Origin of the sequence: Archangium sp. Cb G35, assembly GCF_001896145.1 — a bacterium.
Taxonomy (GTDB): domain Bacteria; phylum Myxococcota; class Myxococcia; order Myxococcales; family Myxococcaceae; genus Archangium; species Archangium violaceum.
In genome coordinates this window covers 22,870-35,636 of the sequence record NZ_MPOI01000019.1, presented here as the reverse complement: position 1 = coordinate 35,636, position 12,767 = coordinate 22,870, and the positions used below count along the sequence as shown (strand labels likewise).

The 12,767-nt window shown below is 68.7% G+C and carries 12 protein-coding genes; 7 read left to right on the top strand and 5 right to left on the bottom strand.

Annotated elements, in window-relative coordinates:
• Positions 1 to 272 precede the first annotated feature (272 nt).
• The 6 genes from BO221_RS44835 (at position 273) to BO221_RS44810 (ending at position 7,252) form a co-directional block, all read left to right on the top strand.
• A complete protein-coding gene (locus BO221_RS44835) occupies positions 273 to 818 on the top strand; it encodes a hypothetical protein (protein ID WP_073567078.1) in 546 nt (181 codons plus the stop codon).
• 52 nt (positions 819 to 870) lie between these two features.
• On the top strand, positions 871 to 3,030 hold the full coding sequence (gene ppk1 / locus BO221_RS44830; RefSeq protein WP_073567077.1) for a polyphosphate kinase 1: 2,160 nt from the start codon (positions 871 to 873) through the stop codon (positions 3,028 to 3,030).
• A 167-nt stretch (positions 3,031 to 3,197) separates the two neighbouring features.
• Entirely contained in the window at positions 3,198 to 4,124 is a 927-nt protein-coding gene (locus tag BO221_RS44825; RefSeq protein WP_073567076.1) for a hypothetical protein, read from the top strand.
• A 46-nt stretch (positions 4,125 to 4,170) separates the two neighbouring features.
• Entirely contained in the window at positions 4,171 to 4,674 is a 504-nt protein-coding gene (locus tag BO221_RS44820; protein WP_073567075.1) for a type IV pilin protein, read from the top strand.
• A 68-nt stretch (positions 4,675 to 4,742) separates the two neighbouring features.
• Complete coding sequence (locus tag BO221_RS44815; protein ID WP_073567074.1) at positions 4,743 to 5,444, top strand: YebC/PmpR family DNA-binding transcriptional regulator; 702 nt, start codon at positions 4,743 to 4,745, stop codon at positions 5,442 to 5,444.
• Between the two features lie 11 nt (positions 5,445 to 5,455).
• Positions 5,456 to 7,252, top strand: a complete 1,797-nt coding sequence (locus tag BO221_RS44810; protein ID WP_233166546.1) for a tyrosinase family protein — start codon at positions 5,456 to 5,458, stop codon at positions 7,250 to 7,252.
• Positions 7,253 to 7,265: 13 nt separating this feature from the next.
• Here BO221_RS44810 and BO221_RS44805 read toward each other — a convergent pair whose 3' ends face one another.
• Positions 7,266 to 7,829: a hypothetical protein gene (locus BO221_RS44805; protein ID WP_073567072.1), complete on the bottom strand. Its 564-nt coding sequence runs from the start codon at positions 7,827 to 7,829 to the stop codon at positions 7,266 to 7,268.
• A 33-nt stretch (positions 7,830 to 7,862) separates the two neighbouring features.
• Between BO221_RS44805 and BO221_RS44800 the strand changes: the two genes are divergently transcribed.
• Positions 7,863 to 9,089 carry an MFS transporter gene (locus tag BO221_RS44800; protein ID WP_073567071.1) on the top strand — a complete coding sequence of 409 codons (1,227 nt, stop codon included), beginning with the start codon at positions 7,863 to 7,865 and terminating at the stop codon, positions 9,087 to 9,089.
• Positions 9,090 to 9,092: 3 nt separating this feature from the next.
• Here BO221_RS44800 and BO221_RS44795 read toward each other — a convergent pair whose 3' ends face one another.
• The 4 genes from BO221_RS44795 to BO221_RS44780 form a co-directional block, all read right to left on the bottom strand.
• Complete coding sequence (locus tag BO221_RS44795) at positions 9,093 to 9,590, bottom strand: tetratricopeptide repeat protein (RefSeq protein ID WP_143196050.1); 498 nt, start codon at positions 9,588 to 9,590, stop codon at positions 9,093 to 9,095.
• A gap of 125 nt (positions 9,591 to 9,715) precedes the next feature.
• Positions 9,716 to 10,000 carry a hypothetical protein gene (locus tag BO221_RS44790; RefSeq protein WP_073567069.1) on the bottom strand — a complete coding sequence of 95 codons (285 nt, stop codon included), beginning with the start codon at positions 9,998 to 10,000 and terminating at the stop codon, positions 9,716 to 9,718.
• Positions 10,001 to 10,054: 54 nt separating this feature from the next.
• Positions 10,055 to 10,366, bottom strand: coding sequence for a hypothetical protein (locus tag BO221_RS44785; RefSeq protein WP_073567068.1), 312 nt, complete (start codon positions 10,364 to 10,366; stop codon positions 10,055 to 10,057).
• Between the two features lie 229 nt (positions 10,367 to 10,595).
• Positions 10,596 to 12,737 carry an alpha-amylase family glycosyl hydrolase gene (locus tag BO221_RS44780; RefSeq protein ID WP_073567067.1) on the bottom strand — a complete coding sequence of 714 codons (2,142 nt, stop codon included), beginning with the start codon at positions 12,735 to 12,737 and terminating at the stop codon, positions 10,596 to 10,598.
• Between the last annotated feature and the right edge of the window lie 30 nt (positions 12,738 to 12,767).

Genomic DNA, 12,767 nt, shown 5'->3' with positions numbered 1-12,767 from the left:
TGGGGGTGTTCCGGCCAGACGATTCAGCAAGGAGGATGCCAGTCCACGGGTCCCCCACCCCGAGGCGCCACCAAGGAATTCCACCCAGGTGGGAGGCATCCCCGCCGCGTGCGCTTCCCAGAAGTGGGACATGTCATCCCATTTCCGGTGGGGCCTCGACGGGTGAACAGATCAGGGCCGGCGCGTTTGCTGAACTGAACGATCGCGAGCCTGCCCGCTTGGCGCCCCCGGGTAGCGGCACCAGATTTCTCTTCCACGACAGGAGAACCCCCATGAAGCCGCTCGCCGCGAACCGTCTCGTCCTCTCCAGGAAGCAGCACCGGGCCTGCACCCTGAGCATCACGAGGGCAGAGCTCGAGCAGCACCTGGGACCCCCGCTCGCCATCGACGACGAGGGGGATGGCCTGGGCCCCCGCTACCGGTGGGAGTGCCAGGGTGAGTGTGGCCTCGAGATGCTCATCGATCTCCCCCGCGACGGCGCGCAGGAGGCCGTGCTGTGGATGAAGCACCTGGAGGTCGAGCACGCGCTGGAGCACCTGGGCCTGTCCACCGAGCACGTGCTGTGGCGGGCGGACATGCTGGAGCCGCTGCCGCTGGATGGCTGGGCCGTGGTACGCCAGGACAATGCCGGCAACCGGTTCGACATCTGCGTGCTGTCCGTGCCGGATCACGCGGAGTGCCTGGCACGGCTGCTGGAGACGCGCGTCCCCGAGCAGTCCTATGCCATGGAGGGCCGGGGGCTGAAGCCGGCGCCCCGGCGGACCCCCTCGCGCGGCTGGGCCCCGCCGAGCCACGACGAGCACACCGCCTCCCTGTAGGTTCACGCGGCAACGCCTGATACACCGCTCCCCCGCCAATCCGAGAGCGGACATGCCCAAGCGCACACCCTCCAGCCGGAACAACACCAGCAAGCCCGTCGAGCGGGACATCATCCCGCCCGGTACGGACGTGCCGGACAGCGGCCTCTTCTTCAACCGCGAGCTGTCCTGGCTCGCCTTCAACAACCGGGTGCTCCAGCTGGCCGAGGACACCTCGGTGCCGCTGATGGAGCGCGTGAAGTTCTGCGCCATCTACGCGCGCAACCTGGATGAGTTCTTCATGATTCGCGTGGCGCGCCTGCACGAGCAGGTGCGCAACCGCGTGGCGCGCCTGGTGCCGGACGGGGCCACCCCGGGCGAGACGCTCGACAAGCTGCACGACCGCATCCTCGAGCAGGGCCGCCGCCACAGCGACTGCTTCGAGCGCCAGCTGCGCCCCGCCCTCGCCGAGAAGGGCCTGCGCATCCTCTCCATGAAGGAGCTCGACGCCGAGGCGCGCGCCCTGCTGGAGCAGCGCTTCCGCGAGCAGATCTTCCCCGTGCTCACCCCGCTGGCCATCGGCCTGGGCCGGCACTTCCCCTACATCTCCAACCTCTCCCTGAGCCTCGCGGTGCTGCTGAGGGATCCGGTGACGGAGACGGAGAACGTGGCCCGGGTGAAGGTGCCCAAGGAGCTGCTGCCGCGTTTCGTCCCGCTCAAGGGGGGCACCACCTTCGTGCCGCTCGAGGACATCATCGCCCACCACCTGGACGCGCTGTTCCCCGGAATGGAGGTGCTGGACCGGGGACTGTTCCGCGTCACGCGCGACGCGGACTTCACCGTGTCCGAGGACGCGGAGGACCTGCTGGTGGCCGTGCAGACGGAGCTGCGCCAGCGCCGCTTCGGCGACGTCATCCGCCTGGAGGTGCAGGCGGGGATGAGTCCCAAGATGCTCGAGCCGTTGATCGAGGCGCTCGCGCTGGAGCCCCGCCAGGTCTACGAGGAGCAGGGGCTGTTGGACTACACGGACCTGATGTCCGTGGTGTCCACGCCGGGCTTCGCCGAGCTGAGGGATCCTCCCTGGACGCCCGTCACCCAGCCCCGCCTGAAGGCCGAGAGTGACAGCGGCGAGGTGAGCACGGTGATGTCGGCCATGCGGCGGGGGGATCTGCTCGTCCATCACCCCTACGAGTCCTTCGCCACCTCGGTGGAGCGCTTCGTCACGGAGGCGGTGGAGGATCCGGACGTGCTCGCCATCAAGCAGACGGTGTACCGCACCTCGGACAAGTCACCGCTGGTGCCCGCGCTCATCCGCGCCACCGAGCGGGGCAAGCAGGCGGTGTGCATGGTGGAGCTCAAGGCGCGCTTCGACGAGCGCACCAACATCCAGTGGGCCCTGGCGCTGGAGGAGGCGGGGGTACACGTCGTCTACGGCATCCCCGGCCTCAAGACGCACGCCAAGGCCATCCTCATCGTCCGCCGCGAGGGCGAGCGCGTGCGCCACTACGTCCACGTGGGCACCGGCAACTACAACTCGAAGACGGCCCGCCTCTACACGGACCTGGGGCTCTTCACCACGGATCCGGAGATCGGCGCGGACGTGGCGGACCTCTTCAACTTCCTCACCGGCTTCGCCCGCCCCAAGTCCTTCCGCAAGCTGTTGGTGGCCCCCATCAACATGCGCGAGGGCCTGCTGGAGCAGATCCGCCGCACCATCTCCGAGCACTCCGCCGAGCGCCCCGCCCGCATCCAGATGAAGATGAACGCGCTGGTGGACCCGGCGATGATCCGCGCCCTCTATGACGCCTCGCGCGCCGGGGTGAAGGTGGACCTCAACGTGCGCGGCATCTGCTGCCTGCGCCCCAACGTCCCCGGCGTCTCGGACAACATCCGCGTCGTCTCCACGCTCGGCCGCTTCCTCGAGCACTCCCGCATCTACCTCTTCGAGCGCGGTGGTGGGATTCGCTGCTACATCGGCTCGGCGGACCTGATGCCCCGCAACCTGGATCACCGGGTGGAGGCCCTCACCCCGGTGGAGGATCCACAGTTGCTCGCCCAGGTGAGGGATCTGCTCGACCGGAGCCTCTCGGACAACACCCACGCCTGGGTGCTCGACGCGGACGGGTCGTGGAAGCGCCGCGCACTGGAGGGCGAGAAGCGCTGGTCCCAGGGCGAGCTGATGGAGCGCGCGGTGCGCATGGCGCAGGCCTCCACCGGACGGCCCCTGTCCTGACCTTCCACGTTTCCCGGCCTCCCCACTTCTGTTGCACCTGCAAGCATTCAATGGGGTGAATCGCGGGAAGACGTCTGGAGTGGGCCGGGCGGCAGCGGGCGGACGGACGATTGTGTTGGGCCCCCCGGAGAGCGGATGATGGAGGCCCCGTCGTCCCGCGTGGGCCCATGTCAAACGATCAGCAGACCCCTGTTCCCCCAACCACGGATGAGAGCCTGGCCGATGCGGTGGCGCATGCTCACAAGAAACTGGAGCAGCCCGCGATCTGGCCCGGCAACGTGCCCTCCCAGCTCCAGGCGTTGGAGGTGCTGTGCGGCAAGCGGACGCTGGCGATCTCCCTGCCCAACGCCCGCAGGCTGCAGGAGAAGCTGACCCTGCCCGAGCGCGAGGCGCTCATGGACGAGGGCCTCGCCGATTCCCTGCGGGAGGCCGTCGCGGTGCGCTGGCGCCTGGCGGCGGCGCAGGATCTGCTGCTGACCGCCGGAGGCCGGGTGGATCGGGCGGCGCTCGAGGCGCTGCTCGCCGAGGTGGACCGGGTCCTGGAGGCACTGCGCGCCGCGACGCCCGCCACCCCGGACCTGGGGCTCGCCATTGATCGCACCTGGGAGACGCTGACCCAGGAGGCGGTGGACTTCTCCACCAACGTGAAGGCGGCCGCGGCCCAGCCGGCCGCACCCGCCCACCCGCATCCGGCGCCGAAGAAGCCCGCGGCCACCGGCAAGGTGACCTTCCAGCCGCAGGAGCCGGATTCGCAGAACGCTCCCAAGAAGTCGAACAAGGCGCTGTTCGTGGGGCTGGGCCTGGCGGTGGCCATGGTGGCCGCCTATCACGCCACCCAGGGCACGGCCACCGTGGCGCCCCCCGCCGCCTATACCCAATCGGGCTCGCCTCCGGACACCGTCGTCATCCCCAACTCGTCCGACGGATCGATCCTGGTGCGCTCGCTGCGCACGGGACCCGCCACGCCGCAGCAGGAGGCGTGGTTCAAGCAGCAGGAGGCCAGCGGCATGCAGCTCAAGCCCCAGGGTCCGGGCGCCTGGCTCCTCGTTCCCACCGCGAAGGCTCCGGCCACCGCGGGCAATGGCTCTCCTTAAGAATCCCGCGGTCCTCTCTTTCCCATCGCCTCGAAGGGGGCATGTCATGGCGAACCGAAAGCTTCACCCCGTCCACACCCGCCGGGGCTTCACCCTGATCGAGCTGATGATCGTCGTCTGCATCGTCGGCCTGCTGTCCACGGTGGCCCTGCCGGAGTTCCAGAACATCATGCTGCGCTCGAAGCAGGCCGAGCGGGAGCTGATGATGAACTCCATCATGCGCGTGCTGAACGAGTACACCTCCGCCCACAATGGGAAGTTCCCGGGAGGGGATGCGCCGGACCTGCCGTTCAACCCGGTGGAGGAGCCGAACGGCAAGAAGCAGCGCTTCAACATGGACCTGGGCCATTGGAAGGATCTGGGCTGGGCGCCCGACGGCCACCTCTATTACCGCTATGAGGTCCTGCTCAATGGCGATGGCGATCTGGTCATCACGTCCAAGGGCGACCTGAACAACAACGGGTTGGTCAGCTACAAGGAGATCAAGTTCCGGCTCCAGGGCGGCATGTGGCAGCGGATGTCCGAGACCGATTACGGCGACCACTTCTGAGCGCCGCCCGGCGGTCCGGGCCGCGGAGTTGATGAACGCGGCCCCGGAATGAGGTAGGAGCGCACTCCATGGGCGCTCAATGGAAGCACAAGGGCCGCACGGAGCACGCGGCCGCGAAGGGCAGGCTCTTCACCAAGCTGGTCAAGGAACTCATCGTCTCCGCCAAGGCCGGGGGGGCTGATCCGAACAGCAACCCCCGCCTGCGCATGGCGATGGACGCGGCGAAGAAGGCCTCGATGCCGCGCGACACGCTGGAGCGCGCCATCAAGAAGGGCGCGGGCCTGCTGGACGAGCCGGTGAACTACGAGCTGGTGACGTACGAAGGCTTCGCCCCGCACCAGGTGCCGGTGATCGTCGAGTGCCTCACCGACAACAAGACCCGCACCGCCGCCAACATCCGGCTGCTGTTCCGCAAGGGGCAGATCGCCACCAGCGGCGCGGTGTCCTGGGACTTCAACCGCCTGGGCGTCATCGAGGCCACGCCGCCTGAAGCGGGCGCGGATGCCGAGACGGCCGCCATCGAAGCGGGCGCGCAGGAGCTGGAGCCAGGCGAGGAGGGCGGCACGCGCTTCCTCACCGCGCCCACGGACCTGGACACCGTGAGCCGCGCCCTGACGGGCATGGGCTGGACGGTGAGCGCGCAGAACCTGGCGTGGGTGGCCAAGAATCCGGTGTCGCTCGAGGGAGAGGCGCGCACCGAGGTCGAGGCGTTCCTGGAAGCCATGGACGAGGACGACGACGTCCAGAACATCTACGTCGGCCTCAAGTGAGCCCCGCGCCGGTGGAGCCACAGGAGCGGGCCCGGGCACTGCTGAGCCGGGAGTCCTCCCCCACCCCGCTGCCGATGACGGCCCGGAGGGAGCCCTCGCTGTTCGGGCCTCCCTCCTTCCAGAACCGGTTCCTCCCCTTCCTGCCGTCCCACCTCCAGCTCGCGCTGTCCCTGGCGGCCCGTTTCATGGAGCTGGCCAACACGCGGCCGGGCGACGAAGGACTGGGAGCGGTGCTGGACGAGGCCGAGCGGCAGGCCCTCGCTGGCGACCCCGAGTGGGCGAAGTACGCGCTGCGCGTCTTCATCGCCCACCACCCCGAGGGCCGCCGGCTGTCCGTGCCGCCCCTGCGGGAGCGCGCCCCCCACCAGGTGCTGCCCTCGGGGCGCCCCGAGATTCCCCGGAAGGGCAACCCCGGCACGCCCGGCGCGGAGATGTGGCTGGACTACTTCCGCGAGGACAGCGGGCTCAACGAGCACGTGGACGCGTGGCCCGTGCTGTACCCGGCGGCGGGCCACCCGGACCCCGCGAGCCCCGAGCGCCGCGTGCACCCGGAGGGACGGGCGGAGCTGCTGGCGTCCCTGCGCCAGCAGTTGCTGGCCCGCTACGACACGGAGCGGCTGGGGTTCGGCATGCCGCGCACCGTGCCCCTGGGGGACTACGCCTCCCCCATCAACGAGGGCTATGACGCGGGGCTGCCCGGCTTCGCTCCCCGGCCGCCCGGCCTGAGCCCGAGGGACCTGCCCGGCTACGGTGTCACGGACCACGCCATGCGCCGCGACCTCCTCTTCACCGCGGCCTCCTCGGGGCTGTTGTGGCGGGACGAATCGCCCGTGGTCATCGAGCACGTGGAGCAACTGGCCGACACGGCCGAGTCCAACCCGGGCTCGGTGGACGGTGAGGCCTGGGCGGACCCGCTCGGCCCCTACGGCGCGCACCACCACCTGGGCCATGTGCTGCTCGGCTGCCTGACGGCGCCCCAGAACAAGACGGGCCTGCCCGGGGTGCTCACCTCCCCGGCCACCGCGGCGAGGGATCCGCTCTTCTACCGCTGGCACCGCCACGTGGACGACATCCTCGACGCCTGGCGGAGCACGCACCTGCCGCCGTACGACGTCTCCCACGGCCCCCAGGTGCTGGTGCGCAAGTGGCTCGGCGAGGGCATCTACCCGGCCCACCAGAGCCCGGACATCCTCCTGTGCTTCGTCAAGGACATCCCCGGCGGGACGTCCCCGGACTTCGACGGCCAGCGGTGGGGCGAGGCCACCTTCGGGGGAGAGTACTGGACCAGCCCTCCCCCCTCCTTCCGCGCGAGCACGCACGCGCTGAACACCTTCATGGCGCAACAGGTGGTGCGCCTGCCGGACGGGCGGGAGGTGGTGAAGCAGCACCTGTCCCACGAGCCCTTCCACTACTTCTTCCGGGTGGAGAACCTGCTGCCGCACGAGCAGAAGGTGACGGTGCGCATCTACCTGGCGGCGGATGCGTTCGCCGAGGATCGCCGCATGTGGATGGAGATGGACCAGTTCGACCACACGCTGCGGCCCTCGGAGCAGGCGGTCATCTTCCGGCCGGCGAGCCTCGCGTCCGTGGTGCACGAGCGCGGCTGGCCCGTGAACCTGCTGCTGCCGCGCGGCCGGCGCGAGGGCATGCTCTTCCGCTTCATGGTGATGCTCACGCCCTGGAACGAGGAGCGGGAACCGGGCGGCCCGTTCCACCGGCCCGTGCCTCCGGGACAGCGCATCGCGGACATGCTCACGCAGTCCCACCTCGCGACGCGGAACATCTGGATCCACCACGTCACGCCCTGAGGCACGGGCGGCGTCAGTAGTCGCCCTTGCGCAGCTGGAAGTGGAGGGCCTCGAGCTCCTTGAGCAGCTTCTCGCGCTCCTGGGTGAAGAGCTCGCGCGCGCGGGGCTTCTGCGCATCGCTCAGCCCCTTCTCCGCCTCCATGTAGGACAGCGTGTCGTTGTCCTGCATCTCGCGCAGCATGGAGCCGATGCGCTCCAGCCGATCGCGCCGGACGAGACGCGCCTGCTCGGCGTCCGGCGGCCCCGAGCTGCTGCCCTTTCCTCCGTGGGCGTCATGCGTCCCGCCGCCCATGTAGCCCCCGTGCCAGGGCCGGTTGTCCTTCTTGCTCTGGGCCCGCAGCGTTTCCAGCTGGTGATGGAGCCCGATGTTCTTCTCGTGGAGGGAGAACTCCAACTTCTCGAAGCGGTCCACCTGCTCGGCGGTGAGGGCCAGCTCGTCGCGGTGCTCGAGCAGCACCGTCACGGAGGACTTGAAGGCCAGGGCCGGAGCCTCCCCGTCCGCGCGCTGGGACGCGGTGGAGCGGGCGCAGGCGGCGAGCGAGAGGGACACCCACAGCAACAACATCGTGCGAATCATGTCCTCCATGGTGCCATGAAATAGAGTGCGGACATGGCCCCAGCCCCCTGGCCGCACCGCCGGATCGAGGCGCTCGTCTTCATGACGGTATTCCTCGACCTGGTGGGCTTCGGCATCGTCATCCCGCTCCTGCCCTTCTACGTCCAGTCGATGGGAGGCTCGGAGCTCACCGTCGGCGTGCTCCTCGGCAGCTTCTCCTTCACGCAGCTGCTCGCCACCCCGCTCCTCGGGCGGTTCTCGGATCGCTACGGCCGCCGGCCCATCATCCTGGTGAGCCTCGCGGCCAACGCGGTGGCCATGGGCCTCTTCTCCCTGGCCAGCTACCACCACCTGCTGCCGCTCCTCTTCGCCTCGCGGATCCTCGCGGGTGCCACCTCGGGCAACATCTCGGCGTGCCAGGCAGTGCTCGCGGACGTCACCCCCTCCGAGAACCGCGCCCAGGCGATGGGCCGGCTCGGGGCCGGCATCGGCCTGGGGCTCGTCCTGGGCCCCATGATCGGCGGACAGCTCTCCCAGTGGGGAGCGTGGTTCCCCCCGCTGGCGGCGGGAGCGCTCGCCCTGCTCGGCGCGATCGGCGTGCTCCTGGCCATGCCCGAGACCCATCCGAACCGCTCCACCGCGGCGAAGCCCCCCTCGCGGCTGAGCGTGTTCCACAGCTCGCCCCGGCAGCGCGCGCTGAGGCTCATGCTGCTGCTCTACTTCTTCGTCTTCCTCTCCATGACGACACTCCAGGTGGCCTTCGCCCTGCTCGCCCAGGAGCGGCTCGGCTGGGGCGCGAAGGAGGTGGGGTACGTTTTCGCCCTGGTGGGGGGACTGGGACTCGTCATCCAGGGGGGTCTCATCGGCCCGCTGTCCAAGGCCGTGGGCGAGGTGCGCCTGCTCATTCTCGGCACCCTGGTGCTCTGCGCCGGCATGCTGGGCGTGAGCGTCTCGGCCCAGCCCCTCTCCTTGATCGCCTCCGTCTTCCTGCTCGGCACGGGGCTCGGCCTCATCCAGCCCCTCCTGGGAAGTCTGGCCTCCCAGGCAGCCAATCCCTCGCTGCTGGGCCTGACCCTCGGGCTGGCACAATCCTCGGGAGGTCTCGCTCGCACGTTGGGGCCGGTGGCCAGCGGCGCGCTGTACAAGTCCCTCGGTGCCAGCGCCCCCTTCACCGCGGGAGCACTCATCGCACTCGGAGCGGCGGTGCTCGGGGCCCTGCTGAAGCGGGAGGGACTCGGAAGACACCCCGGCGCCGGAAGCGAGGCCCGGGAGAGCCGCTGAGCGTCACCGGGCGCCGAGGTGGCCGCAGGCATCCGCGTCACCCCCGTCACACGCGCGCCGGAGAAGCTTCGTGGCCTCGGCTTCGTTCTTCCCGGCGCACCCGCCCGTCTTGTGGCACATGGCGGCGTTGTAGCAGCCCGACATGTCGCCACCGTCGCATCCCCGCATGAAGAGCGAGTAGATGCGCTCCGGAGCCGCGCCCTCCTTCGACGCGAGGATGCCCAGCACGTTGCACGCCCGGGCGCCGCCCGCGTCACACACCCGTGTGTACAGCCCGGTGGCGCGCGCGATGTCCCCCTTCATCTCGGCCTCCATGGCCGCATCCCAACAGCCGCTCACCGTCCCGCCGGGGCACGCCTCGTCCTTGTTCCCGAGCGCGGCCTCGGACTCGAGCGCCTGACCCGCTCCGCTGTCCTGCCCGGACCCACCCGGTTGCGGCCGCGGCTGCTTCTCGGAACACGCCACCACCGGCAGCAGCGCCAACACCCAGAACATTCGCATCGCCTCTCCTCCTCGCGCGAGACGCCTCACCCGGCAAGGGTATACACCCGCGTGGAAACGGCAGCGGGCCCGGCCGCGCATCGCGCAACCGGGCCCACCGCGCTCATCTCGTCATTGGCCGCGAATCAGTTGCAGAACCAGCCGTCCTGCACCCAGCCCTTGCGGTTGAGCTGGCCATAGGCGAAGCCATACACGTAGTCACCGTTGCGGGACTCCGGCGTGAACGTCTCGCCGTATACCAGCGTTCCGGACCAGGGACCGTCGTTGGGGGCGGTGCGCAAGTACAGGCTCTGCGCGCAGACGGTCTGGCGCACACCCATGCGGGCGCGAGCGTAGGGGCCAATGGCGGCGGCGGCGGCACCCGCGGCGAGCAGCGCGACAACGGCAACAGCGGTGCGGTTCAAACGCATGATCGGTTCCTCGATTCAGTGAAAGGGATTGATGCCGGTCCGCAGGCGGTTGGACTACCAGGAGCCCCAGCCGCCGAGGCACTCGTAGCGCATATAACCCCAGTCGTTCGGGCCGTAGTCGAAGGACGCCGCCCAGCCGTTGTAGACGGGGTGCGCGCCGCGCGTGTGGCCCACCTTGTCACCGTAATACAGAGTCCGCTTGAAGCCATACGGGCCGCTCGCGCTGTTGTAGCCCGCGTAGAAGCTCGCGCTCTGACAGACATTGATGGCGTGGTCGGGGGGAACCTGGGCGAACGCGGCGGTGGACAGGACAGCGGCCGAGGCGAGAACGGCACCAACGAGGAACTTCCGATGGGTCAAAGCCATGACTGCTCCACGTGTGGGGGGAAGGAGTGCGGCGGTACGGATGCACTGCACTCTACACGTGAATCATCGCTTTGCAAGAATTAAAGAGAAAGCCTTGAGTTCCTCGATTTCACGGAGGTTTGAGAATCATGACATCGCAAGTTTGACGCATTAGGTCGAGAAAGCACTGACAGAAGGAGGAAGCCTCGTGGGAGACCTCCTCCTCCCTGTCGCACTCACCTTCCGTGTGTCATTGGCACTGGCTCACCATCATCTCGCCGCCCGTGAGGGTGGCGTTGATGCGGAAGCTGAACACGTAGGTACCCGCCTCCGGGATGGCGACGGACGACTCCGTGCCATTGCCCGCGGCGACCGCCATGGGCTGCTCCGTGGCGATCACCACCGCGGCGGAGTTCCGCACCGCGAACTCCTTGGACCAATCCGCGCTGGCGAACTTGAAGGTGTAGGCGGTGGGCGACGGCTCGTGGACCACCACCTGATAGAGATTGTTTCCCTTGTAGGCGAAGCGGCGGCTCGCCGGCGTCGCGCCGAAGTTGTCTCCGCCGGCGTAGCTGCCCCGGATGAACATCTCCTTGCTGAGGGGACCCAGGCCCTCGGCGGCCGGGGTGTGGCAGTCGGCCAGCGGTCCCTCGCCCGAGAGATCACTCCCCTCGCCCACCTGCGGACCCTCGGCCGTCGGCGAAACGATGTCGAAGAACCTGGCCTCGAAGGGCTTCAACCGGAGCTCGTAGTTGCCACCGGAGCCCACCACCTCGGCCCCATCCAGCAGCCCGGCGAGCGCCCCCGCGCTCCCGATGGCCGTGCCCGCCACCGTGACCACCGCCGGGTCCGCCTTGGTGTTCAACACGTACAGGACGTGGTCATCTCCCTTGTCCTTGCGATCGATGTAGATGTTCGTGTCCGAGAAGATGTGCGTGCGGCTGCCATTGGCCAGCGCCGGGTGGGCATCGCGCAAGGCCATCAGCGCGGCCACGTGATTCTTCAGGCTGGCCTGTTCGGCCGAGAGCACCGCGGGCGTGCCGCCGGCGGTGGACGCAACGCCTTCCACGACGGCGGTGGTCCGGGAGACATGGTCATCGCAGTGGCCGTTGACGGCGCAGGTCGAGTTGCTCTCGCGAGCCGCGAAACCCGGCAACTCCTGGCCGATCTCATCGCCGTAATAGAGGGTGATGGGACCGCTGTACGAGGCCATGAAGCTGAAGGCGGCCTTGTGCCGCGCCCAGTACGCCGCGTCCGTGGGATTCGCCAGGGTTCCGCGCTGGAGCAGATCACCGAAGCGGACCACGTCATGGTTGGTCAGCATCAGGTTCGGCATGGCATGGGCGGGATAGGCCAGGTGGTTCTGATAACCCGTGTGGAGGTTGCTCGCCGCGCGGTTGCCAGTGCCACTCTCCTCGACGGCGAGGGTCTGCACCAGGCTGTAACGCACGGGGAAATCGAACACGGACAGCAGCCCCGGACTGTCCGTGGAGCCATAACCCTGGCTGGAGATCTCCCCCGCGCTCCGCCAGATCTCCCCCACCATGTAGCCCAGCGGATGGACCGTCTGGCCGGCCCGGTTGGTGTAGCTCGTGTTGGCCGCGGCTTCAGCGACGGCGGTGCGAAGGTCGTCCCAGTACTGCACCGGCACCTGATAGGCCTGATCCAGACGCCAGCCGTCGATCTTGTACTCGGTCACCCAATGCGCGGCGACCTCCTTGAAGAACTCGAGGTCGGCCGGATAGACGGCGGACCGTCCGGTCTCCCCCTCGGCTCCACCGGTGGTGGAGACCTTGCGGCCCTGTGGCGAGGCGTACTCCTGCGCGTTGTTCTTGTAATGCCCGAACACGCCATCGAGGAACACATACAACCCTCGGGCATGGGCGGCGGCCACCAACTCCTTCAGCTTGTCATTGGTGCCGAAGTGGGGGTCGACGTTGAAGTAGTCCGAGGCGAAGTAGCCGGTGGCATCGAGACGATCGGACCAGTCACTCTGACCGGCCACGCGCACGCTGTTGAAGATCGGGGTGAGCCAGAGGGCATTGACGCCGGTTGATTGGATGTAATCGAGACTGTTGATGATTCCCTGCAGGTCCCCCTTGTGAGGGCTGGTGCCATAGCCGGTGTTGTAATCCGCCGTGCTGTCACCATCGACGAAGGACTCGACCATGATCTGATACAGACGCAGACCACACTCGGCCTCACCATTGCCCTTGAAACAGGCCAGGCGGCTGTCGGCCCGGCCCGCCGCGGTACCGACGGTCACCTTGTAGGCCGCGGGCTCGGGTGCCGGCGGCTCGGGATTGGGTTCTCCGCCTCCGCCATTGCCATCACGGCAGGAGGAAAGAACACCGGCGATCGCCAGTGCGAGGAAGGATTGACGCCAATGCATGAGGGGCTCCTTGGGTGGTAGGCCTGAGGT